At 43.7% G+C, this 23938-nt stretch carries 26 protein-coding genes; 18 read left to right on the forward strand and 8 right to left on the reverse strand.

All coding sequences use genetic code 11. The features are described from left to right. Positions 1-97: 97 nt before the first annotated feature. Together GVO62_RS01910 and GVO62_RS01915 are read left to right on the forward strand one after the other, a co-directional pair. Entirely contained in the window at positions 98-2008 is a 1911-nt protein-coding gene (locus tag GVO62_RS01910; RefSeq protein WP_173360201.1) for a TonB-dependent receptor domain-containing protein, read from the forward strand. Further along, on the forward strand, positions 1981-3021 hold the full coding sequence (locus tag GVO62_RS01915; protein ID WP_159117498.1) for an MBL fold metallo-hydrolase: 1041 nt from the start codon (positions 1981-1983) through the stop codon (positions 3019-3021). Before GVO62_RS01910 ends, GVO62_RS01915 begins: the two co-directional genes overlap by 28 nt. Positions 3022-3108: 87 nt before the next feature. On the opposite strand, the gene GVO62_RS01920 is transcribed toward GVO62_RS01915, so the two are convergent. From GVO62_RS01920 to GVO62_RS01930, 3 genes are all read right to left on the reverse strand, one after another. Next, positions 3109-3681, reverse strand: coding sequence for a YSC84-related protein (locus tag GVO62_RS01920; RefSeq protein ID WP_159117499.1), 573 nt, complete (start codon positions 3679-3681; stop codon positions 3109-3111). 161 nt (positions 3682-3842) lie between these two features. Then, positions 3843-4088: a DUF6482 family protein gene (locus GVO62_RS01925; protein ID WP_159117500.1), complete on the reverse strand. Its 246-nt coding sequence runs from the start codon at positions 4086-4088 to the stop codon at positions 3843-3845. A gap of 144 nt (positions 4089-4232) precedes the next feature. After that, positions 4233-4715, reverse strand: coding sequence for a DUF2244 domain-containing protein (locus GVO62_RS01930; RefSeq protein ID WP_105929315.1), 483 nt, complete (start codon positions 4713-4715; stop codon positions 4233-4235). Between the two features lie 149 nt (positions 4716-4864). Here GVO62_RS01930 and GVO62_RS01935 point away from each other — a divergent pair, with 149 nt between their 5' ends. The 3 genes from GVO62_RS01935 to GVO62_RS01945 all read left to right on the forward strand — a co-directional run bounded on the left by GVO62_RS01935 (position 4865) and on the right by GVO62_RS01945 (position 7606). Then, on the forward strand, positions 4865-5776 hold the full coding sequence (locus GVO62_RS01935; protein WP_159117501.1) for a sulfite exporter TauE/SafE family protein: 912 nt from the start codon (positions 4865-4867) through the stop codon (positions 5774-5776). Positions 5777-5878: 102 nt separating this feature from the next. Next, positions 5879-7183 (forward strand): alpha-amylase family glycosyl hydrolase, encoded by a 1305-nt coding sequence (locus GVO62_RS01940; protein WP_159117502.1) that lies wholly within the window; start codon positions 5879-5881, stop codon positions 7181-7183. A 201-nt stretch (positions 7184-7384) separates the two neighbouring features. Then, positions 7385-7606: a hypothetical protein gene (locus GVO62_RS01945; RefSeq protein WP_159117503.1), complete on the forward strand. Its 222-nt coding sequence runs from the start codon at positions 7385-7387 to the stop codon at positions 7604-7606. Between the two features lie 73 nt (positions 7607-7679). Here GVO62_RS01945 and GVO62_RS01950 read toward each other — a convergent pair whose 3' ends face one another. From GVO62_RS01950 to GVO62_RS01965, 4 genes are all read right to left on the reverse strand, one after another. Next, complete coding sequence (locus tag GVO62_RS01950; RefSeq protein ID WP_373995996.1) at positions 7680-8156, reverse strand: GFA family protein; 477 nt, start codon at positions 8154-8156, stop codon at positions 7680-7682. A gap of 175 nt (positions 8157-8331) precedes the next feature. Further along, a complete protein-coding gene (locus GVO62_RS01955) occupies positions 8332-8943 on the reverse strand; it encodes a phosphatase PAP2 family protein (protein WP_159117504.1) in 612 nt (203 codons plus the stop codon). A 148-nt stretch (positions 8944-9091) separates the two neighbouring features. Then, entirely contained in the window at positions 9092-9736 is a 645-nt protein-coding gene (locus tag GVO62_RS01960) for a calcium-binding protein (RefSeq protein ID WP_159117505.1), read from the reverse strand. 241 nt (positions 9737-9977) lie between these two features. After that, a complete protein-coding gene (locus tag GVO62_RS01965; RefSeq protein ID WP_159117506.1) occupies positions 9978-11036 on the reverse strand; it encodes an aromatic ring-hydroxylating oxygenase subunit alpha in 1059 nt (352 codons plus the stop codon). Between the two features lie 162 nt (positions 11037-11198). On the opposite strand from GVO62_RS01965, the gene GVO62_RS01970 reads away from it, so the two are divergent. Beyond that, positions 11199-12119 carry a cation diffusion facilitator family transporter gene (locus GVO62_RS01970; protein WP_159117507.1) on the forward strand — a complete coding sequence of 307 codons (921 nt, stop codon included), beginning with the start codon at positions 11199-11201 and terminating at the stop codon, positions 12117-12119. 203 nt (positions 12120-12322) lie between these two features. Continuing rightward, entirely contained in the window at positions 12323-12655 is a 333-nt protein-coding gene (locus GVO62_RS01975; protein WP_159117508.1) for a hypothetical protein, read from the forward strand. Between the two features lie 87 nt (positions 12656-12742). Here GVO62_RS01975 and GVO62_RS01980 read toward each other — a convergent pair whose 3' ends face one another. Next, positions 12743-12967 (reverse strand): hypothetical protein, encoded by a 225-nt coding sequence (locus tag GVO62_RS01980; protein ID WP_159117509.1) that lies wholly within the window; start codon positions 12965-12967, stop codon positions 12743-12745. Between the two features lie 212 nt (positions 12968-13179). Between GVO62_RS01980 and GVO62_RS01985 the strand changes: the two genes are divergently transcribed. The 11 genes from GVO62_RS01985 (at position 13180) to GVO62_RS02035 (ending at position 23935) form a co-directional block, all read left to right on the forward strand. After that, complete coding sequence (locus GVO62_RS01985) at positions 13180-15099, forward strand: ATP-dependent DNA helicase (RefSeq protein ID WP_120958883.1); 1920 nt, start codon at positions 13180-13182, stop codon at positions 15097-15099. A 77-nt stretch (positions 15100-15176) separates the two neighbouring features. Beyond that, positions 15177-15890 (forward strand): tRNA (adenosine(37)-N6)-threonylcarbamoyltransferase complex dimerization subunit type 1 TsaB, encoded by a 714-nt coding sequence (gene tsaB, locus GVO62_RS01990; RefSeq protein ID WP_159117510.1) that lies wholly within the window; start codon positions 15177-15179, stop codon positions 15888-15890. A gap of 80 nt (positions 15891-15970) precedes the next feature. Then, positions 15971-16264 carry a hypothetical protein gene (locus tag GVO62_RS01995; protein ID WP_159117511.1) on the forward strand — a complete coding sequence of 98 codons (294 nt, stop codon included), beginning with the start codon at positions 15971-15973 and terminating at the stop codon, positions 16262-16264. A gap of 447 nt (positions 16265-16711) precedes the next feature. Then, on the forward strand, positions 16712-17404 hold the full coding sequence (locus tag GVO62_RS02000) for a Slp family lipoprotein (RefSeq protein WP_159117512.1): 693 nt from the start codon (positions 16712-16714) through the stop codon (positions 17402-17404). Positions 17405-17499: 95 nt separating this feature from the next. Then, positions 17500-18339, forward strand: coding sequence for an alpha/beta fold hydrolase (locus tag GVO62_RS02005; RefSeq protein ID WP_159117513.1), 840 nt, complete (start codon positions 17500-17502; stop codon positions 18337-18339). 121 nt (positions 18340-18460) lie between these two features. Further along, positions 18461-20113 carry a long-chain-fatty-acid--CoA ligase FadD gene (gene fadD / locus GVO62_RS02010; RefSeq protein WP_159117514.1) on the forward strand — a complete coding sequence of 551 codons (1653 nt, stop codon included), beginning with the start codon at positions 18461-18463 and terminating at the stop codon, positions 20111-20113. Between the two features lie 62 nt (positions 20114-20175). Further along, positions 20176-21333, forward strand: coding sequence for a ribonuclease D (gene rnd / locus GVO62_RS02015; protein ID WP_159117515.1), 1158 nt, complete (start codon positions 20176-20178; stop codon positions 21331-21333). Positions 21334-21390: 57 nt separating this feature from the next. Then, positions 21391-21687, forward strand: coding sequence for a YcgL domain-containing protein (locus GVO62_RS02020; RefSeq protein ID WP_120958887.1), 297 nt, complete (start codon positions 21391-21393; stop codon positions 21685-21687). A 6-nt stretch (positions 21688-21693) separates the two neighbouring features. Beyond that, complete coding sequence (locus GVO62_RS02025; RefSeq protein ID WP_159117516.1) at positions 21694-22776, forward strand: lytic murein transglycosylase; 1083 nt, start codon at positions 21694-21696, stop codon at positions 22774-22776. Beyond that, positions 22776-23444 carry a fumarylacetoacetate hydrolase family protein gene (locus GVO62_RS02030; protein WP_159117517.1) on the forward strand — a complete coding sequence of 223 codons (669 nt, stop codon included), beginning with the start codon at positions 22776-22778 and terminating at the stop codon, positions 23442-23444. The genes GVO62_RS02025 and GVO62_RS02030 overlap by 1 nt, the downstream gene beginning before the upstream one ends. After that, entirely contained in the window at positions 23441-23935 is a 495-nt protein-coding gene (locus tag GVO62_RS02035) for a YcgN family cysteine cluster protein (RefSeq protein WP_159117518.1), read from the forward strand. The genes GVO62_RS02030 and GVO62_RS02035 overlap by 4 nt, the downstream gene beginning before the upstream one ends. Positions 23936-23938 lie beyond the last annotated feature (3 nt).

Below are 23938 nucleotides of genomic sequence, written 5' to 3' on the forward strand. Positions count from 1 at the left end.
AAGTACCTAAGCGGGACGATAAAAGCTAAATTCAACTTTACATCTTAATGATAATGATTATCATCAGCTTATTCTTTTTTATGTTAATCGATTAAGTATGCGTTTTACCCCCACGTTACTGGCAATTTCACTGTATTCACTGTCCTCTCAGAATGTTCTTGCTCAATCTAACGAACAAGATGATATGGAGAGCATCACTGTTACAGCTTCTGGCTTCGAGCAATTATTGTCACAAGCTCCCGCGTCAGTAAGCGTTATTGATAGAAAGCAACTTGTACAGCGCGCATACAAAGATATTACCGACGCCCTTCGAGATGTACCCGGTGTCACGGTTACGGGTGGCGGATATCGCCAAGATATAAGTGTTCGGGGCCTACCTGCACAATACACATCTATACTTGTTGATGGAAAAAAACAAACAGGTAGAGAGTCTCAGCCAAATGGCAGCGGCGGGTATGAACAAGATTGGTTGCCGCCATTGGACAGTATCGAACGAATTGAAATTGTGCGCGGGCCCATGTCTACCTTGTATGGTTCCGATGCAATGGGTGGCGTGATCAATATCATTACGCGAAAGAACTTTAGAAAGTGGAGCGGCAACCTTCGAGCAGAAACTAAAATTCAAGAAAACTCTGACAGTGGATCAGATAGTCAAGTCCAGCTCGCGTTTTCTGGGCCGTTAATCGAAAATTTGTTGAGCATTACAGCCAGCGGCCTTTATCAAAAGCGAGAAGAAGACAATATTGAGCGTGGTTACGCAGAAAAAGACCTCAGTAATATTCGTACAGCGTTTCACTTAACACCTAACACGACAGATGTACTAACGTTTGAATTCATTTCTCAAGATCAGACCCGCACCGCTACACCCGGTAAGTCTTTGCCAGAAAGAAACGCTTTATCAGAATTAGAGAGCGATAGGCAATCATATGCGCTGACTCACGAGGGGAAATATGGCGATGTGACTGCTCGCAGTTATATTCAGCAAGAGTCGGTAGAGAATGTGGGGAGAGACATCACCATTGATAATTTAGTGATAAATTCTCAATGGTCTTGGGTTGTTAGCGACAGTCATATGCTGACGTTAGGTGCAGAATTCCTTGAAGAGTCACTTGATGATTTTGATACAAATGGCGGTGATGCGACCAATATTGAAAATAGCCAGTGGTCTTTCTATGGCGAAGATGAATGGCGCATAACTGATAATTTAGCTTTTACGCTAGGCATTCGTCTTGATAACAACGAGCAGTTTAGTTCTCAATTTAGCCCTCGCGTATACGCGGTATACAATATCAACGACAATTGGGTGTTGAAAGGTGGTGTCTCTACTGGCTATCGCACACCTGAGCTTCGAGAAATGGCTGATGGTTGGATTCAAGAAAGCCGTGGGGGCAACGTTTACGGCAACCCAGACCTGTCACCAGAAACTACGTTGAACAAAGAGCTTGCTCTGTACTATTCCGGTGATGCTGGCCTAGAGTACAGTATTACTGTCTTTCACAATGACTTCGATGACAAAATTGCCATTGCCTCTTGCGAGTTATCTGTTTGCCTAGATGAAACGGATCGCTACAACATCAACGTAGATGAAGCTGAGTCTTACGGCGCTGAATTTGCAGGCAAATATAATGTTGGGAATTGGTCATTTAACGGGGCCTACAGCTTTACTCGCTCAGAGCAAAAAACCGGTGAAAATCAAGGTTTGCCTTTAGTTCAGCAGCCTAAACATTTGTTCACATTGAACACCACATATCGTATTTCTCGAGAAAGCGAAATTTGGTCAAGATGGACCGTGAGGGGAGAAGAAACGGCGTTAACGTCAGTATCGTCGCGCTCAATTTTGTCTCCCGGCGTTGGTTTGTTTGATATAGGTTACAACACTAAACTAACGCGCAATGTTAAGTTGCAAACTGGGCTCTACAATGCATTTGATAAAACTATGCGCTACGAAGAGTTTGGGTACGTTGAAGATGGAAGAAGATTGTGGCTGGGGGTAAATTGGACGTTTTAAAAATAGTAGCTATTGCATGGGCTGTTGGCTTTTCCACTAATTGCACTGCTAGCTCAACGCTAACTGCTGATGATTATGCTCGTAAGGGGCTAGAGAGCGCTAAGCATTTTCCTGGCTTTGCAAGCTTGTGCGATATCAGTGCTCCGCCCAGAGATATGTTTAAACTCGGTGAAAAGCGACAGGAAAGACCTAAGCGTGCCGAGAGTGGAAGCAAGCCCGAACGCAAAGGCAAGGGGCGGCGCCAAATACCACCCCAGAAGGTCTTTGATAACCTCTATTACGTGGGGGCAGGCAACGTTGCAAGTTGGGCAATCGACACAGGCAAGAGCATTGTTCTGGTGGATGCCTTGAATAATAACGAGCAAGCTCAACAGTATATAATTGATGGCCTCTCTGCACTCGGGTTAGGCAACAAGCCCATATCTCACCTGATTATTTCTCACGGTCACGGCGATCACTATGGTGGGTTTGAGCTTATCAAGTCGACATATAATCCTCGCATAGTCATGAGTAATGTAGAGTGGGATTACCTCGAAAACGATAAATTTGCCAGTTATCGTTGGGGTAAAAAGCCAAGCCGAGATGTTGCGGTAGCCGATGGTGAAAAATTGAAAGTTAACGGTACTGAATTAACGCTTTATGTTACGCCGGGCCATACACCAGGTACGTTAACGGTCATTTTCCCCGTAGTTGACGGAAACGAAGAACATCGGGCTGTGTTATGGGGCGGTACTGGGCTCAACTACGGCCCTGATGTCTCGCGCATTCAGTCTTATACGAACTCTGCCATGACAATGAAACGATTAGTAAAAGAACAAAATATTGATGTTTTTTTGTCAAATCATCCTGGCAGGGCGGGGACAAAAGAAAAGTTAGACGCCTTAAAAAGACGAAAGCCTGATGAAGAACACGCCTTTGTGCAAGGTCAAGAGGTGGTGTTTGAAGCTTTTGACTTGTTAGAAAATTGCACGCGAGCCCAGTGGATGCGTATTGAGGAAAATCAAAATCATTAATATAAAAAAGCGCCTCTTGTATTCACGAGGCGCTCATTGTCTGGATTTGCTGTAATTCAGCAAGATAAAGGCAAAAAACTCGAAAGATTAGTTTAATTCTTTATCTACCCAAAATTTGGTGCCTTTCACCGTTGCTTGTAACGTAAGGCCACTTTCAGTCATCGTGTAAACAGTAACGTTACCAAGATAACCTTCTCCTTCTGCTGAAGCGCCCTTGCTACCCGCTTTCGCTGCTACGTCTGCATTTCCGCCCACTGTCCATCCGTTATCGATGAAATAGTTCATTGCTTTTTGCGTATGGAAGACCATTACAATTCGGTAATCTTTTGCGCCTAACCCCAATCCAACGCCTCCTTCCGCCATATTCATATACGTTTTCGCGCCAGTGACGTTATTGTTCACGACACCATAGCCTGTGCCTGCGGCAACAAAGAAAACATTGATGTTGGCGTTGGTAAACACGGCATAACCCGCAGCATCTCTGATTTGAGAGCGTGTATCCGGTTTCTCGGTGTATAAACGAGTAAGCGCGTTTTCCTGCATGTTTAGAATGGCCTGTTGTTTTTCGGCGACAGTGCCACTCCCCATTGAGGCGCACGCGGTAAGCGTCATAATGACGGTAAATAGTAGTGATTTGACAGTTAACTTACTAATATTCATGCAGTTCTCCTTAGCATGTGGGTACTTCACAGCGTTTAGAAAAAACGGTTTCCATAGAGTCAAACCCAAAAACAAACACGCTTTTCCTACGTTAGTTATGCAGTACGCAAAAAACGTGCTAATCAGTGCAAAGTGCTGTCAAATTGTTCGTTATTTATTGTTTACCATTCAATTTCAAGCTCCAATGCCCCTGGATGATCGGTTTGTCCTACCATCTCTTCGTAAGGCGTACTCTGTCGAAGCCATACTTTATCGAAAGTTTTCGAGTGGAAGTGTTCTCTTATTTCATTCAAACAATGAAACGTCTTTGGTTCAGACTTATTGTTACGAACTAGAGTACGAGCGCTTCCCATGCCTGTTGACGCTAAATAATTACCGCCTTCCAATGACTCTATATATAAATTCATAAAAGTATCCTTTTAATGTCGCCGTTAATAATTACAACTGCCTTATATTAATTAGTTGAAACCCCGTACTATGATCATTAATTTTGTGTCATAGTCTCAGCGCAAAGGCGTCAAGCATTTTAGTTTCTTTAGTTTTAGAACTAATCACCACCACTTGTTCGTACATATCATTATTCCCGTTGTCTTCAAGCTATCGTGTACGCGCTGCTTATCATCCGCGTTTAAAAAAGCACCAAGCTCAAACTGTTGAAGGTGGGTTTGCAGTACCAATCGGGGAAGGCGCTTTTTTTCAGTATCTTTGAAAAAATAAAGGGATGTGTCGTGGCGAGGAAAACGCAAATGGGCGCCATTTGAACATTGAACAAAAATAGTTTGAGGGGAAATTAGCACCGTTTGCCATTGGTAGGTGGCTTTTGAAACCAAATACATAATGAGTGTCAGTAACCCTACTTCTATTCCAGCAAATGGTAAAATGACCCATGCGCCCGCAAATGCCCACGCGATGGCAATTGAGCTTATAAACAGCCCGAAGCTTGCCATAAGAAATTTCGTTTGTTGCCATGTTGCCGAGCGATTTGGCGAAAGGTGCAGTTGCACCTGCTGCTCAAATGTAGATACTTCAACCATGTTTTTACAAAATGCTGTATACGATAATTGTGTAAGTAAAAGCTTATACGCGATGTAACAACAATAGTTTGAAATTTGTACAAATGCGATTTGCTATTTAGTGCATTTAGCTTGTAACCGAATATTGTCGTATTTTTTTAAGGACCATTGTGACTTCTTTTATCAAGCGAAACCCCGGCAAGAAATTACTGCTTGGCACCTTGTTATGTGCTTGGATAATCTTATTACTCGCCCAGCCTTCTACTTTAGAACTCATTAAAGATTATGGCCTGTTCGGTGGGCTTGGAGTGATTGGCGCTATTTTTGCGAATGCTACTGGTGCTGGTGGTGGCGTTGTCTTTGTGCCGTTTTTTAATTACTTACTGTTTTCGCCACAAAGCGTGGTGGCGACGAGTTTTGCCATTCAGTGCTGCGGTATGACGGCAGGAGCGCTGACGTGGGCCACCTATTTTAGACGGCAACACCGCCATGACGATTATTGGAAAGCGCTACCAAGCGCATTAATGCTGTCGGTTCCTGCGTCGATTTGTGGAATAGGATTCGCTCAATATTCTTCACAAAGTACGCGATTACTTGAGCAATTTTGGGGCGGGGCTAACAACCTGCATATCGCTTTTGGAAGTTTTTCCATCTTACTAGCGGTAGCGATTTTCGCTTCTATTCCGCTGATGAAGCGTACACATTTCGAAAAAGATCTCTCCACAAAAGATTTAGTGTTGCTGCCATTCATCGGCTTTGTCGGAGGAATTATTACGGCGTGGCTATCAGTAGGCGTGGGGGAACTTGTTGCAGTATACCTAATTATTCGTGGCTTTAACGTAACTATGTCCATCGCTATCGCCGTCATTTTATCTGCCTTTACTGTGTGGTCATCCTTGCCTTATCACGTATTTATTAGCGACGCTATTGTGTGGCATGTGGTCTTGTTTGCCGGTGCGGGGGCCATCGTGGGTGGAATGATAGCCAAATACGTGGTTTTGGCATTCTCTGTACAGCGATTAAAACTTTTTTTCGGCATGTGGGTACTTATTTTAGGTATGACGAGTTTACCTATATTTTAAGCCGCTCAATTAACGGTATTTAAGTGACTGACAGGTTACGAACTAACAGTTACCCCAGACGCAAACTCAGTTTTCAATTTCGCATGAACAAGGAAAGATAATATGGATATCAATCCTGAACCTCAGAAACGCTACAACGTTTTGCAGCCACAATGGTCTTCGCATGCTGTCATCTATCAGGTGAACACGCGGCAATTTTCGAAAAAAGGAAATTTTGACGGGGTAAGAGAAGGGCTAGCTCACATAAAGTCTCTTGGAGCAGATATTGTCTGGTTAATGCCTATACATCCTATTGGTGAAAAAAATCGCAAAGGTGAGCTGGGAAGCCCTTATGCGGTTAAAGACTATTTAGCAGTAAATCCAGAATTCGGAACTGAAAAGGATTTTAAAGCACTGGTAGATGAGGCACATCGATTATCGTTAAAGATAATTATCGACTGGGTGCCAAACCACAGCGCGTGGGATAATCCTTTAGTAGACCAATACCCAGAATGGTACGCCAAAGATTATAAAGGAGACTTTCGTCCTTCTCCTTGGTGGGATTGGAGTGACATTATTGAGTTTGATTATGAGCAGGTCGGTTTAAGAAAATACATGATTGAGGCTCTATGCTACTGGGTCGAGACCTTTGATATTGACGGCTTTCGTTGTGATGTTGCGGGCTATGTACCCAATGATTTTTGGCAGCAAGCGGTAAGAGAATTAAACGCCATTAAACCTGTATTTATGTTGGCTGAATGGGAAAATCGCGATTTACATGAAAAGGCTTTCAATATGACGTATGCATGGAGCTGGAACGAGACGCTTCATGAGCTAGCATATGGTCGATGCTCACTTGATAGGCTGCGTAAATACTATTCGTGGAACGAGAGAAGCTGGCCGCATTCCGCTTATAGAATGACGTTTGTTAGCAATCACGATAAAAACGCGTGGGACGGCACACATCGTGAGCAGTTCGGTGATGCGCTTGAGGCATGTATTGCCCTTTCTGTATTGGGTGAGGGCATGCCACTAATACACAACGGGCAGGAAGCTGGTGAAACGAAACGGCTAGCTTTTTTTAAGCGAGATCCTATCGATTGGCAAGAGCATGAGATTGGTGCGTTGTACCGCAAACTGATAGCGCTTAAAAAATCTAAAGCGGTATTGGGGAACGGAGAATTTGGAAAAAGAATGATTCAAGTTCCAAACTCCAATATGGATAAAGTGTTTAGCTTTGTACGCCATAACGAAGACGAAAAAGTGTTTGTGTTCATCAATTTTTCTCGCGAGCAAGTAGACGTTATGTTCGCAGAACCTTTGTTTGAAGGTGAGTATGCACATTGGGATTCTGGTGAACGTATCACTTTTAATGCTGACTCATCTATCAAGCTTGGGCCATGGGAATTTCAAATTTGGGTAGCCTAGTAGGGCTGGCTATTTATCGGCTACGGTTTAGATGGTAGAAGATGAACGTGGTGCTGGTGATGGCTTTTAGTGCTTTGAATCCTTTACATTAAGACAGCATTTATCGAAATACACTGATCGATATGAGTCTTGCTCAACTACAAAACGCAAATGAACGTTCATCATGCTAGTTTACGCTCGAACACACATTAAGGACACCGTATGACTTCTAAAGAATCAAACGATAAAACAACCGATCGCTCCCTAGGGAATTTTGCTGCCGTTAAAACCTCGATCGCAAATGGTGATACTGAGGAAGTAAAGGCGCGATTAGAGGGAAATGCGCTTGATAAGCTTGAAAAAGATTACCTTATTGACCTTGCAAGATTAAGCGGGAATGCTGAAATAGTGGGCATTATAGAGGCCGTTCCGGTTAGCGATTAAATTTGAGAGCCAGAAGACGGGGAGCAATTGTAACTTAGTATTCTAGGCAAAAATTTATTTTCAAAATGCTTTGCTACTCAGGCAAACCTTCAAGCTTTATTATGTTTACTACATTACTTTCCCAAGAGGCTTTGCTGGACATAAAGATATGAGCAGTAGGTATTACTGCTACATCAGTGTCCAGACATCCCGCCGGTACAACTAGTATTCCTGAGGGGTGGTTGTTTGGAAGCGCCGTCCCGCAATCCTTACAGAAGCTCTTTTGGTGTTGGCTTCCGGCAAGTGTAAACGACGAGATGTTATCTTCACCTGAACACCAAATTAGCTTGCCCGTCTGACAAAAAAGGTTAGCAGCAAAGGCGGAACCTGTGTCTTTTTGACAATACTTACAGTGACACAAATAGAAACTCTCGAATTCAGCTTCAATCTCAAAAGTTACTGCACCACATAGGCAAGAACCAACATAATTAGTCATAACGTTTCCTGTATCAGACGGAAATAAGGGCAAGGTTCGCATGCCGAACTCTGCGCTAGCTAAGTATTTACGCATGAACTCGTGTCTTTCAAGTACTATTTTTCATCGTACTTGATGCCCTGTGGGCGCCAGGAAAATGGATCGAATCGGCCTTTCTTACTGCTGGAGTAGGGCGCACAGGTGTAAACGAATAGAAGGGGCTAACGACATGTTAGCCCTTGAATAATGCACGTTTGCCCTGTGTAACATTTTAAATGTGGGGGCGCTTTTTAACTAACTGCTTAGTTTCAGCTATTACGGGTTTTTCTAACTTAGAAACCGCATAGGCAACACCAAACCCCAAACAGCTACCCACTAGCACATCGGATAGGTGGTGGGCATCTCGCATAGTTCTAGACTTTCCAATTACTGCGGTTGCTGCAAGCCCAGCCGCAGACGCTAAAAGCAATGGGCCTGAAGAACGGGGTATAGAGCCTGCTACAGCTGCTATTGCACTGGCGTGGCCTGATGGCATGGCGTTGTATTTGTCTTTCAACGCTGGCCCCTTAAATGCCGGCCCTGATTCTGCCCGGGGGCGTTTCCGGCCAATTAGCCGTTTAAGGCCCGCATTCAATAAGCCTGCAACCGACGCTGATATCGTGGATTTTAGAAGAAACCGCTGTAGTTTCGGCGTATTTGAAAATGTTGAAAGCGTGTAAGCTGCGCCAGTAATTGCCGCGACGGAAGGGGGAGTGGTCGCTTTGCTCAGTGTGTCGGAAGTAATTAAGCTTCCTGTACCAGGAGTTGATTTATCCCGTCTCCTGTTTATTTTGGTTAGGGTTTTAAATGCCAGTAAGCTTTTTATGCTTGTAGAAAGTAACATGATTGATTCCTTAAAAATTCACGGTGAAGCACAGCAATCCGCTTGCTGCCAATGCGGTAAGATTCACTCACAAATTCGAATACTCACTTCAAGTAACGGGTCTTGTAAGTGAAAAAAGCCGCAGATGCGGCTTTTTTGCCTATTTGAATTACTCTTCAGAATCATTCTTCATGCTTTGATACTGGGTATATTCTATACGCGTGATGAGTTCATCATTGTTAGAATCAATGTTGTCAAAATCACGGGTTACGCCGCTTCGCGATGCTTCAGCTTTAGTAAGTGCACCGTCGTTATTTGAATCCATCATTTCAAATTTGCTCTCGGCAATTACTGTCTGTTCTGCTTTTACATCAATTTCCTTTTCAATGACTTTCTCATTTACTTCTGGCTCGGTGGTAGCCTGCAGTTCATGGGTCATTTTCTTGTCCTTCACCGAGCTCACTTGTTCGTCAATTTCACTGTCAACCGCTACATACGTTTCCATTGTTCCTTCTTCATGGATACTTTCTTGTTCCGCTCGTGCTGAAGAAACAACATCACCGTCGAAATGTTGAGGATATCTATCAATATGAGCGTCAAATTCCTTCATTGAAAGTTGCGTATCTGCGTTCTTATCGATTCGCGTAAAGTGCGCAAAAATATCACTGTCTTTAGCTTCTGCTCGCGATATATATCCATTGCCGTCTTTATCTAAATTCGCGAATGATGAGTCTATTTTTTCCATATCATCACCGGCAAATGCCATAGTAGAAAGTGCTGTACTGATAAGTGTTGCGATTGTTAACTTTTTCATATCTTGCTCCTTGGTTTACGGCCTCCATACTGCTCTAAAACGGAGGAGAGAATTCTATATGAGTGATTCACAGTACATGCCATTCTAGAAAAATATATATTTTTCATTTAGATAGGATTCTTGGCGTCGTCACGGCGCTGGCGATAATTGTGATAAATATAGGAATTTCTGAAAAAGTTACTCGGTATCGTTAATAAAAAGTGAACAGCCTTGTTCAGCTCGTCGTTAATCACACTAGCTACTATTCACTGCCGGCCAACCAGTTGTAGAAGTGGGCTACTCCAGCTTCTAAAAAAGGTTCAATAGGGCCGTGTTCTTCTTCACCTGTTGAAAACAACGCTCGCCGCCCCTTTTCTAACAACAGGCAGGCTTCTTCGTCTTCTACAGCTGTTTCCATGTAAGCGCGCTTTTCTGCAGTAAAGTAGCTTGGCATGGCTTCATTCAGTGCTTTTGAATAGTAAAATTCTACGTGGTTTGTGCATGCATCTGCGCCCTTGGGGTAGATGGTGCTGACTACAATAATGTCTGGGTACCATTCAATCATGATGTTAGGGTATAAAAAGCACCAAATTGCGCCATATTTTGGAAGCGTATTACCATAGCAGCTCAAAAGTGCATCTTGGAATTCGCGATAATTGTCGGTAGTACGTTTCGTAAGCTCGCGACCCAGCCCTACTTTTTGTATTGAGAAGTCCTCACCAAACGACCATTCTAAGTCATCTGCTTTTACGAATTGGCGGAGCCCAGGGTGCATTGAATAAACATGATAATTTTCAAGGTATATCTCTACAAAGGTCTTCCAATTGAATTTGTATTCAGCTGTTTCAGAACCTGCATAGAAATAGCCAGTAAAGTCTAGGTACTCGTCTAGTCCAAGTGAAGTCAGATCTAGTTGAGGAGCACGGCCGCGAAACAACAGGCCGTTCCATGTTGTTAGTGATTCTTTTTTTAACTGTCCATTAGGGGCATCCTTAAAGTGAGGCGTGCCTTTTAACAGCCCTGTGTTGTCATAACCCCAGCAGTGCAATTTGCATACGATATTTCGGGTTCGACCATTTCCTTCAAGTAGTTTGGCCTGTCGGTGTAAACAAACGTTAGATATAAGTTCATAGCTCTCGCCCTGATTAAAAAGTGCATAACGGTCGTTAAAATGTGGCAATACTTGATAGCTAAACTTCTCGGGCACCATTAACGAGTGGCCTGCATATGCAACTCCGCGAGAGAAAGCTTGCTGGACTTCCTTATGGCTTTCATCAGCATCAAAATAACTTTTAATGGAAGGGTGAGTAATGATTTTCATAGTTTAAAAGGTGGCCTAAAAATGCATCGCATTTCGTCGATTTTATTTAGGCGCTATTTATCACTGAATTGGTTAAAAAAATAGCAATATTTTTCATTGAGCCACTATTTTTTTTAAAATATCAGAGTAGAATCCGCGCACCCTAATTTTGTAGTGACTTTCATGGACATTGGTTTCCATCACTCTGAAGAAAAGCGGTTGCTCACGCTTTCCTTTTACATCGCCGGCGTTTTTGTCTTTGTTGCGCTCGGTTTCGCTATTGCAACTCACTCAGGCGCAATTTTATTCGATGCGGCGTACTCCTTAATTGCATTTGTTATGTCAACGTTAACGCTTAAAGTGGCGAGTCTAGTTCAGCGCCCAGACGATGACCGCTTTCATTTTGGCTACACCGCAATTGAACCTACTTTGAACATGTTCAAGTCGCTGATAATTATAGTTACTTGCATATATGCCGTAGCGAGCTCTATTCAAAGTGTTATCGCAGGTGGCAACCCTTCCGCCTATGACATTGGTATGTTTTACGGTGTGGTAGCAACCGCAGGCTGCTTTGGCATTTCGTTTTATATGCGTATTAAAGGGAAACACTTACTGTCAGACTTAGTCAGGGTAGATTCGCATACTTGGATGATCGATGGAGTGTTAAGCGCATCTATACTCCTCGCTTTCATTTTGGCGTACGGTCTTGAGGGGACGCAATATAGTATGCTTGCGCCCTACGTCGACCCGGTACTCCTCATCGTTCTTGGCTCAGCGATGTTGCCCGTGCCATTTAAAATTTTGCGGGAAAGCCTTAATGAGGTAATAAATAAAGCGCCGCCCGAAGCTATCTCGGCTGTAATTGAGAAAAAGTTTAAAAAGACGTTGGCTGACGTCCCTTACGAGCATGTTGAAGTTCGCATAAGTAAGCGCGGGAGAGATATGTATTTGTTAGTTCATATCATTGTGGATGATGCATTTTCTATCGCGACTATAAGTGATTTAGACGAAATCAGGCTCAAATGCGAAGCCGAGATGCGAGAGTGGGATCCGTCTATCATCATGGATATTTTATTTATTAAAGATCCCGAATTAGCGGAGTAAATTTTTGTTAGTGCTAGCATACTTACTTTGTGAGCGGTTTAATTTACCGCGCCAAATGCTGAACGTCTTAACAGAATGAAGCTAACTTATGTCATCGAGTTTAAAGTAGGGGATGTAAGTAATTTCGCAATCACAGTAAGGCTTTACTGGCTAATTACGCGAACATTTCCGATAATCAAGTTTTTAAGTCATGCGAATGTGTAATGGAAACTCGACTGCCCCTTTATAAAAAATTGCTGGTTATGTATCGAATTGAGCCGGGGTGTCTTGGGCCGCAGGGCGCTGATTACGTCGAGGAATTTTGTGTTTTCGCTAAACAAAAGCTTAAAGACAGGCATAGCCATTGTTTACGATGGGCAATTAAACCTCGCTATGACAAATCCTTGCCCGAGTTAGAGTTTCAGATAAAAAACGGAACTTTGTCTCGCGACAATGCAGCTAAGTATATGACACGTTTCGATATAGACATAGATGGGTTTGAAGAAGCGCTGGATGAAGAACTTGCTGATTTGGTTGACGCGTTTTTCGAGCGATAAAGTAGGGAACAAAGGGCGAAAGCAAAAACACAAAGGCCTCGATATCTAAATCAAGGCCACTATATAACAGAGTGAAGTTTAGCTAGATTAATCTAAAGACGAAACTTTAGCATAGCCTTCTGCTTCTAATTCATCATTAACACACTCAAGAACAAATTCGTTCTCTGGCTTGCCTTTTGTTCCCTCTTCTTCAGCCACTTCCTGGCAGAATTGCGTCAGTTCTTCAACAAGCTCCGCAGGTGCCGTTTCTGATGCCATTGCTGTTAAAGAGAACGCCATTGCAGTTAAACCGATTAAGACTAAACCCTTCATAATTACCTCGTAAAATAGTTGAGTGTAAACACTTACGAGCTGGATATTGCGCTCACTTTTCAGGTTAAAAAAGCTAATTTTTTTGCTCCAGAAGACAAAATCTTTTCATCAAATATTCACTACCCAAATGTGCAAAGCTTTAATGGGCATTCAATAGGCTTTTTGGCATAATGCGCGGCCGAGATTAGAAAAGTAATGACAGCGCCTAAACCATGCCAACAATAAACAATGTATTTTCTTCAGATGGTCTTCTTGCTAGCACCATCAAAGGTTTTGTTCCTCGTGAGGCGCAAACAGAAATGGCTAAGGCGGTTAAGCGCGCAATAGATACCACAGGCAGTTTGATTGTAGAAGCGGGTACAGGTACGGGGAAAACCTTTGCTTACCTTGCGCCTGCGTTATTAAGCGATGGAAAAGCTATTGTTTCTACCGGAACGAAAAATCTACAAGAGCAGTTATTTCACCGCGATTTACCACTCGTGAAGAAAGCCCTTGGCAGTAAGCGCAAAACTGCGCTATTGAAAGGCCGGTCAAACTACCTTTGTCTTCACCGTCTTGCTCAACACGGCGGCAATTCCACCCTGGTCGAAAAAGAGGTGTTAGGGCAGCTTTCAGAAGTGAAGCGGTGGTCTAGTACAACGAAAACGGGTGACATGGGCGAGCTGAAGACCCTTCCAGAAGATGCGCGCGTGCTGCCGTTAGTAACCTCTACAGTAGACAATTGCTTGGGGCGCGACTGTCCAGATTATGAAGATTGCTATCTAGTGAAAGCGCGTAGAAAGGCTTTGGACGCCGATATTATTGTGGTCAATCACCACCTGTTTTTCGCCGATATGGCACTTAAAGACACAGGGTTTGGCGAACTTATTCCTGAAGCCGATGCAATTATCTTTGATGAGGCTCATCAAATTCCCGACATTGCCAGTGATTATTTCGGCGAGTCGCTTTCAACGCGACAGATTCACGACATAGCTAAAGATATAACTCTACTATTTAGAACAGTGTTAAAAGATGCGGGGCAGCTAGATAAAGCGGCCGACAAATGCAGAATGATCGCATCTGATTTGCGCCTTCTGTTTCCTGATACAGCAGAGCGAGGGAACTGGGCGGAAGCGTTAGACCGTGACGACGTACGCATGCAGGTGGGTAAGCTTGCCGAAGCTCTCGGCGTGTTGCACGAGGTGTGTAAACTGCATATTGGTCGGGACAAAGACTTAGATAATATGTATGAGCGTGTGGTGGCGGCAAGAGAGCAACTTGATGCACTCAGCGACAATAAGCAGGAAAACGTGAGTTTGTGGTATGAAACAACCCAACGCCATTTGATTATGCATCTAACTCCGTTATCTATTGCTGCGAAATTCAGGCGATTCGTATCTTCACCGCCTCGCGGGTGGATTTTTACTTCAGCGACGTTAATGGTTAATGGCGGTTTCGAACACTTTCAGCGACGAATGGGTTTGGAAGATGCAGAAACACTAGGCTTAGATAGCCCATTTAATTATCCTGAACAGGCTATGTTGTGCGTGCCACGCTATTTGCCAGAGCCTAATAGCTATGCAATGCGTGAAACCTTACTGGAAACGGCGAAGCGTTTAATCAAAGCAAGCCGAGGGCGGTGCTTTTTATTATTCACCAGTCACGCCATGCTAAGAGAAATAGCTCAAAAGCTAGAAGATGAGATAGACAATCCACTACTCGTGCAAGGGACAACAACGAAACAGGCATTGCTCGATGCGTATTTAGCCGATGAAAAAGCGGTGCTTATGGGGACGGGAGCATTTTGGGAAGGCGTCGATGTGAGAGGAAACGACCTTGTCTGCGTTATGATTGATAAGCTGCCTTTCGCTTCGCCCGATGATCCGCTACTGCAGGCACGTATGGAAGATGTGAAAAAACGTGGGGCTAACCCTTTTGGTGTAATTCAGATCCCACAGGCTGTAATTACCCTTAAGCAAGGTGCAGGAAGATTAATTCGAGACCCTACAGATAAAGGCGTATTGGTTATTTGTGATAATCGCTTAGTCACGAAACCTTACGCTAAAACCTTTGTCGGAAGCTTGCCAGATATGAAGCGAACGAGAAGCTTAGATGAAGTAGAAAAATTTTTAGCCGGCATTGATGAAGCCTAAGTTAAAGCCCTAAATATCGGCTTCTTGGAAATTATAAGCAGAGGTCGATTTTAGGTTATACAACACAAGAGACATACATGAATATTTTAGCGATAGATACGGCAACCGAAGCATGTTCGGTAGCATTACAGCACAACGGAACACGTATTACCCGTTTTGAAATATGCCCACAGCAGCACAGTCAGCGTTTGCTTCCCATGGTTGACGAGGTATTAAAAGAAGCGAATATCACGTTAAATGACCTAGACTTACTCGCGTTCGGTCGGGGCCCTGGCAGTTTTACCGGGGTTCGTATAGCTACTGGCATGATACAAGGTTTAGCGCTTGGTACGGGGCTGAAGGTTGCCGGAATAAGCACGCTTGAAGCCATGGCGGTCGAGACTGCAGCCAAAATCAACGATGAAAGCGCAATTATTGCAGTAGCTTCGGATGCCCGCATGGATGAAGTTTACTTTGCCGTGTATTCTCACACTCCTGATGGCGTCTATCGAATAATTGATGAGCAGGTTTGTCCGCCTGAAAAGGCTTTGGAACAACTTGATTCAATGGACCAGGAAGTTAGCAAAAAAATTGTTACCGCAGGCTCCGGTTGGACTGCATATGAAAAGCTCAGCGAGTGGCGCGCAAATACATGTGGTGAAAGCCATGAAGACGTTTCCCTACCAAACGCAGAATATATGCTTAGCTTGGCATCAAAAGCGCAAGAGACTGGTGACGTGTTTGATGCAGTTAATGTAGAACCTGTTTATCTTCGAGACAAAGTGACGTGGAAAAAACTGCCGGGAAGATAATCCATATAAAAGTGGTTTGTAGCGTTTATGTGCTGCAAACCTATTATAATTTGGTACAAATTTTGCCTTAAAAACTTCGTATGATAATTAACAATAATTTTGCTTTACCGTCTTCAGAGCCTTCGCAGGGGCGGGTAGCTAAAATAAACAAAGACCCTGAGCAGCAAAGCAAAGGGCAAAGTGAATCGTCTGCCAGGGCGATCGTTGTTACGCCTGATAAACAAGGCACAGATAACGCAAAAGCATATCAGCAATTTATTCGCGAAGACGGCAATAATTATTCTCAAAACGCTATCGCCTCTTACACCAGTTTCGAAAAACAAGCGCAGCGAGAGTCAATTCGAGGAATGTTTGGCGTTGATATTTACGCCTAAAACGCAGATTTTTTAATTGCCTTGTAATGAACGTCACGGGCTTTTGTTAATGTATTCGCTTTACCTCCACTTTTTTACATGTAGTAGCGCACTGTAGTTAATCAAAACACTGTAGTTAATCAAAACACTTACGCAAAGATTACATTTTTGTTTAATTGTCTATGCGGACTAGTATTAACTGAACGAATGAATGGAAGGCAACTCTAAGATCTAGTTAATCTTGTATTAGCATAATTGTAATTGAACGGCAGTGGTTGTCGCTTCGTATTAATGCTAATGTTTAGATCAATAGCGTGTGCTTTTTCTTTTCAAGTTAAAGAGATACGAAAAACAACTTGTAGACCTGCTAAAGAAAATACATCGCTTTTTATCATGAAATTCAGGGTTTGCTTTGATTAAGTGCATTATTAACACGGCACTTTTTCCGGGGTTCAAAGGAGCGCTTTAATGTCTCGTTATTTAGTTTTACTCACAGTCTTCTTGTTTACCGGCTGTTCCATCGTACCTGATAGCATTGAGGTGCCAGAAGGCACGCAACTGGTCAGCTACTCAAAGGCGGTAACTTCAGGTGCCAATGCGCAAGGTCAGAAAGCGCGTTGGGGTGGTTTAATTGTCGGGGTAGAAAATAAACCTGACAAAACTTTTATTGAACTTGCTCATTTTCCGTTAAACCATTACGGCAAGCCCGGCACGAGTGGGGAAACCTCGGGGCGCTTTAAAGTTCAGATTGACGGATTTGTCGACCCCATTGTATTTGAAGAAGGTCGTTCGGCAACCTTTCTAGGTACTATTACCGCACCTACGATGGGTATGGTGGGTGAGCAACCCTATATTTATCCCACAATTATTGCCGATGATTACCACATGTGGCGCGACCGTGATGTTTATCACATGGATACTTTCGGATTTAATAGTTTCACAGGTTGGTATTCCCCATTTTGGGGCGGGGTGGGGCCATTTTATCACCCGTTTGGATGGCGCAATATGGGGTGGGGACATCCCGGATTTAGCCACACACGTATCATTCGGTATAGCAATGCGCCGAGCCGCTCTGCTATGCCTAGTACAAAAAAGGTAAGTGCTAAGTCCCAAAGCAGGGGAACGCGTTCGACCAATCAGACGAACCAGCAGCAAAAATAATTCACGTAACAGAAGGCGGCATAAAATTGCCGCCTTTTTTAATTTTTTCTGGCTAACATGGATTTGGGCGGCAATAGTCTGCCGGGAAGGACACTATGATTGAAACAGAATTTAATATTGGAAACCTCACTTTAGCGGCATTGGACAATCAAGGGGGCGGTAACGTCGTCATCGGATTGCACGGTTTTTTGGACAACGCAGAAAGTTTAAGGTTATTGGCACCTTATCTTCAAACTCACCGTTTCGTCGCGATTGACCTTGCTGGTCACGGTCGCTCGGGTCATCGAGCGGCAGGTGCCCACTATAACCAAGCTGACTATCTTCAGGATTTGTATGCATTAATAGAAACCCAAGGGTGGAAAGATGTGATTTTGCTAGGTCACTCTTTGGGTGGGATCTTGGCAAGTATGTTTGCTGCGCTGTTTCCTGAAAAAGTATCAGCGGTGATAAGTATTGATGCCTGTGGCCCCCTTACTGAATCTGAAGAAACGACACCGTCACAAATGCGTGAAGCTATTATTAGTCGCCATGCCAAGTCGCGCAATAAACTTCGTTTAGTCGATTTAGAGGACGCAGTAAAAGCAAGGTGCAAGATATCGGATATACCCGAAGAACACGCACGCTCAATTTTATCCAGAAACTTAACGCAGGATGCAGGCGGGCATTGTTTTTGGTCCAGCGATCCTAAACTTCGAACCAAATCTACTCTTAGACTTACAGAAAAACAGGCAGAATCGGTGATGCGTGCTATTGTATGCCCTGTACTTTTCATCGGTGCGTCTAACAGTTTTAAGAAACTAGACAGTGTGTTTTCGAAAAGAAAAGACTGGCTTTTAAATGCACAGTTCGAACGATTTGTAGGCGGCCACCATATTCACATGGAAAATACTGACGATATAGGGGTACTAATACGTCAATTTGTTGAGCAATTGTAAATTGTACCGTTTATTTTTTTTTACACTTCCTATACTATTCGCAAGTTATCAGACCAGTTACGTGAACGTGGCTCCCCATGCGTTCATCAAATAGTATAAGAATAAAGTAGAGGAGGTTTTGGTGGAAAAAACCTGGCTTAAGCATTACGACCCTCGCGTTTCCGCAGAAATTGATGCCGATCGCTATGCATCTGTAGTAGACATTTTCGAGCAGTCAGTAAAAAAGTTTAAAAATAAAGAAGCCTTCATTAACATGGGGCATTCAATTACGTTTGAAGAGTTAGATACCTTGTCTGCTCAATTTGCTGCTTATTTGCAGGCAAGCGGATTGAAGCGTGGTGACGCAGTGGCAATCATGATGCCAAACCTTCTTCAATATCCTATCGCCATGTTCGGTATTTTGCGCGCGGGTATGGTCGTGGTTAACGTTAACCCTCTTTACACCGCTCGTGAATTGAAGCATCAGCTTAATGATGCCAATGCTAAAGCCATCGTAATCGTCGAGAACTTTGCGTGTACCCTTGAAGAGGTTATTGCAGAGACGAATCTTCAAGAAGTTTTCCTAACCGCCTTGGGTGATATGCTGCCCGCACCAAAGCGTTGGATAGTTAACGCAGTAGTCAAATACGTTAAGAAAATGGTGCCCTCTTTCAATCTCCCTGAAACTACGTCTTTTATGTCAGCGGTTAAAAAAGGCCAGTCGCTGGAATATAAGCGTCCTGAAATTGATAGTGGCGATTTAGCGTTTCTCCAGTATACAGGTGGAACCACAGGGGTATCTAAAGGAGCAATGCTCACACACCGCAATATGGTGGCTAACCTTGAGCAGGTCTCAGGTATTTTAGAGACGGTGATTGAAGAAGGTGAAGATTTCGTAGTAACCGCACTTCCCCTTTACCATATCTTTGCGCTACTGGCGAATTGCCTTATGTTCGTTAAGTATGGTTGCCGCAACTTACTTATAACTAATCCTCGGGACATGCCTGCTTTCGTCAACGAATTAAGCAAGTACCCCTTCACTATCTTACCTGGCGTAAACACGCTTTTTAACGGCCTGCTAAATACCCCTGGGTTCGACGAATTAGACTTTAGCAAGTTCAAGTTTGGTTTAGGTGGCGGTATGGCCGTTCAGCGTCCTGTTGCTGAAAAGTGGGAAAAAGTAACTGGCACGGTACTACTGGAAGGTTACGGCCTTACAGAATGTTCACCTGTAGTTGCAGTAAACCCACCGCAAATCGAAGCTTATAAAGGCGCCATCGGTATGCCTGTTCCATCGACAGACATCAAACTACTTGATGATGACGGTAATCCCGTTGAAAAGGGAGAGCCGGGTGAATTGTGGGTGAAAGGTCCTCAGGTCATGAAAGGGTATTTGAACCGTCCAGAAGCAACAGAAGACATTCTTAAAGATGGATGGCTTGCAACAGGTGATATTGCAACGGTAGATGATGAAGGTTACTTCTATATTGTTGACCGTAAAAAGGATATGATCCTGGTATCAGGCTTTAACGTGTTTCCTAACGAAATCGAAGAAGTTGCCGCAATGCATGAAAATATTGTTGAAGCGGCAGCAGTGGGGGTTCCCCATGAAGTCAGTGGCGAAGTTGTTAAATTGTTTGTAGTTAAGAACAACGACGCCTTGACTGAAAAAGACGTTATCGCGCACTGTCGTAACCACTTAACGGGTTATAAGGTGCCTAAGCAAGTTGTTTTTAAAGACGACTTACCGAAAACCAATGTGGGTAAAATTCTGCGTCGGGAGCTTCGAGACTAATTCGAATGAAATAGTTTTGTGAAAGCCGGCGTTAGCCGGCTTTTTTATTACTGTGCAAAAATATGCAATATCAATTAATTACGACATTTGAACAATTAGACAAGGTGTGTACTGCTGCACAACGTCAAGAAGCTGTAGCCTTAGACACCGAATTTGTAAGAACAAGAACGCTTACGCCACATTTAGGCTTAATCCAGCTGTATGACGGGCACCAGCTTGTGCTTATCGATCCTCTCGCTATTGACAACATGCAGCCGTTTATCGCGCTCATGGAAAATACAGAAGTGGTAAAGGTGCTTCACTCATGTTCAGAAGACATGGAAGCTTTTCTTACCGCTTTTGGTACTGTCCCAACGCCCGTATTTGATACACAGTTGGCGGGAAGTATGCTGGATATGGGACCGTCTTTAGGCTACGCGAAGTTAGTGGAACTGCTTTGCGATATTAGCTTAGACAAGGGAGAGTCACGCACAGACTGGCTAGCCAGACCCCTTCGAGAGGCTCAGCTAAGCTATGCTGCTAATGATGTTCTGTATCTTCTGCCGTGCTATCAGCAGCTAGCCAGCAAAGTACAGGCAGCAGGTAAAGTGCACTGGATTTATCAAGAGATAGACCTACTGATTGAGAAAAAGCGCGCACAAATGCCAGAAGACTTTGCCTATTTGAGTATTAAAAACAACTGGCGTTTGAACAGCGAACAGCTCACTGTGCTTCAAGCTTTAGCTGCATGGCGATTAAATACGGCGAGAAAGAAAGACTTGGCGCTCAATTTTGTTTTTAAGGAAGGACACTTATTCGAAGCAGCGCAGCGTCTAATAGACAACAAATCTGCACTGTCACGGATTAATGGCGTTAATCATCAGTCGGTGAGGCGCTACGGTGACATCATTATTGCATTGATTGAAGAGGCCAGGGCGAAGTATGCGCAAACGCCCGAAAAGCTAAGACTTCCCGTTGTATTGCGACTTATTGATGTTGCGAAATATAAAAAGACGCTCGCAGAGTTAAAAGAGGTCAGTGAGCAAATTGCCAAAGATAACGGGGTTAATGCTGACGTAATAGCGTCTAAAAAACAGTTGAATCAACTGCTTAAATGGTACTGGTTTTCGGTTGACGAAACGCGGGTTCAGGGGTTAAAGCCTGATGTTCTTTCCACGTGGCGAGAAACCTTGTTTCGCCCCCACGTAACACGCCTTCTAGGCGATGCTCCGTCGCAGTAGTGCCAATTCATAAGACTGGTAAACGCAATTAGCCCAACATGAAGAGAAAACAACCTTATGTTATGTGCAGTTTATAAAACGCGAAAAAAAGAAGGTATGTATTTGTACGTGCCCAAGAAAGACAATTTTGAAGATGTGCCCGAACCGTTGATGCAAATGTTCGGTCGTCCAGAGCTTGTGACTATTCTCGCATTAGATAAACACGAGCGCCTCGGTATGGTCGACAAACAGAAATTAATTGATGAGCTTAGCGAAAAAGGTTTCTACCTTCAGGTGCCGCCTAAAGAAGAAAACCTCCTTGAGACACATCGTGAGTCTCTCGGTCTTTCAAAAACACCGGATAAAAAGTTTTAAATTACTATGTTATTTAATGCAGTAAATTTTTCGCTGGGCAAACTTGCGATAGGAGACATCCGCGATGCCCTCACCACGTCATTTAAAAAGCGTAACCTTTCAGTGCGTTTATCTGTTTTTGTACTTGCGTTGACATGTTTGCTTCACAACATCGCACAAGCGGCCGCAAGCGATGCGCTAACCGAAGAGGGTTTTGCTACCTATGTTGCTTCCTTAAAAACAGAGGCGATGAATAAGGGGATGGACCTTGATAAGCTGGAGGAAGCGTTCGCCACCATCACGTTTAGACCCACCGTTGTAAAGTCTGATAAAAACCAGCCTGAGAAAAAGATAACTCTTGATGATTATTTAGCTACGCGGGTGCCGGATTGGAAAGTTAAGCAAGCGGTGGCAAAGTACGATGAACATAGCACGTTGCTTGAGAAAATAGCCAAAGAATACGGCGTTCAAGCCAGATTCATCGTTGCCCTGTGGGGAAATGAGTCAAATTTTGGGAAAATTCAGGGCAATTACAGTGTGCTTTCTGCGTTGGCTTCGTTAGCGTACGAAGGGCGACGAGAAAAACTATTCAAAGACAACTTTTTTGCTGCACTGCAAATTTTAAATGAAGGACATACCAGCGTAGATGCCCTTCAAGGTTCGTGGGCTGGTGCAATGGGACAGACGCAGTTCATGCCTATCTCTTTCTTAAATTACGCTGTGGATTATGACGGCGACGGCAAGAAAGATATCTGGGGCACGGAGGCTGACGTTTTTGCCTCTATTGCAAACTATCTATCCTCTGAAGGATGGAATAGCAAGGGCACATGGGGAAGGCAAGTTAAACTCTCCGGTGCTGTGCCATTTTCGGGGCTAGCCAAAGCTAACATGAAGCCGTTGTCATTCTGGAAACAAAATGGAGTAACGCGTTTTGATGGAAGTGCCCTTCCCAATGTCGATATTAATGCGTCGCTTATTATGCCTGATGGTGAAGATGGGCGTATTTATCTGGTTTACGACAATTTTCACACGTTAATGAAGTGGAACCGCTCGTCATACTTTGGCATTTCGGTAGGCTATCTTTCAGAACGAATAAAGCGAGGATACTAATGCCTTATCATCACGTTGATATGGAAGGTAACGAGATTTTGTTACCGGTAAATAAAGTAATTTGCGTTGGACGCAATTACCTTGATCATATTCAAGAAATGAATTCTACAGTGTCTGAGACACCTTTACTCTTTATGAAACCCAAAGCCGCAATGTGTCACATGCACGATAAAGTTGCTGTGCCTACCGACAACGGTGAGTGTCATAATGAACTTGAAGTTTCGGTACTGCTCAAATCATCATTGAAAAACGCCAACGAAGATGAAGTAAAGGCTGCAATTTGGGGCGTCGGTTTAGGGTTAGACCTTACGCTTCGTGATGTCCAAGCCGCGTTGAAAAAGCAAGGTCAACCTTGGGAAAGATCTAAATCATTCGATAACAGCGCACCGCTTTCAGGCTTTGTACCATTAAATGACGTTGAGAATCTTGATGAACTGCGATTTCGTTTAATGATTAACGATGAGATTCGACAAGATGGTCATACAGCATTAATGCTTCACAAAATTGTTCCTCTTATTGCCCACATGTCCTCAGTGTTTACGTTAGACAGTGGGGATGTAATTCTAACCGGAACGCCAAAGGGGGTCGGCAAGCTAGCGCCCTCTGATACCGTTGTCGCAACGCTAGAAGGTCATCTAACCGTGCACACAGAGGTAGTCGCAGAATGACAGTCGCTTTTTGGGAAACGAAGTCTTTAGAGGAAATGTCTCAAAAAGAATGGGAATCGCTATGTGATGGTTGTGGCAAGTGCTGCCTGCAGAAGTTTATCGATGATGATGCTGTTGAAGAATACGAAGTCACCGATCACATCAAAGATAATGAGAAAATACACTACACCAACATAGTGTGTTCGTATTTAAATACGAAAAAGTGTGAGTGCACGCAATACGAGAAGCGAACAGAGCTTGTACCCGATTGCGTTAAACTCACTAAAGAAAACCTTAAAGACATTTTCTTTATGCCAAACAGCTGTGCCTATCGAAGACTCTATGAGGGCAGGGGGCTACCTTCATGGCACCCATTGCTTAACAAAGGTAAGAAGCATGTGATGCACGCAAAAGGGATGTCGGTAAGAAATAAAACGGTGTTTGAAACTGACGTCGACTTGAGCAACTTCGAAGATTATATTGCTATTTGGCCTCTCGAGGACTTAGATTGAGTT

The organism is Alteromonas sp. KUL150 (assembly GCF_009811475.1).
GTDB lineage: Bacteria > Pseudomonadota > Gammaproteobacteria > Enterobacterales > Alteromonadaceae > Alteromonas > Alteromonas gracilis.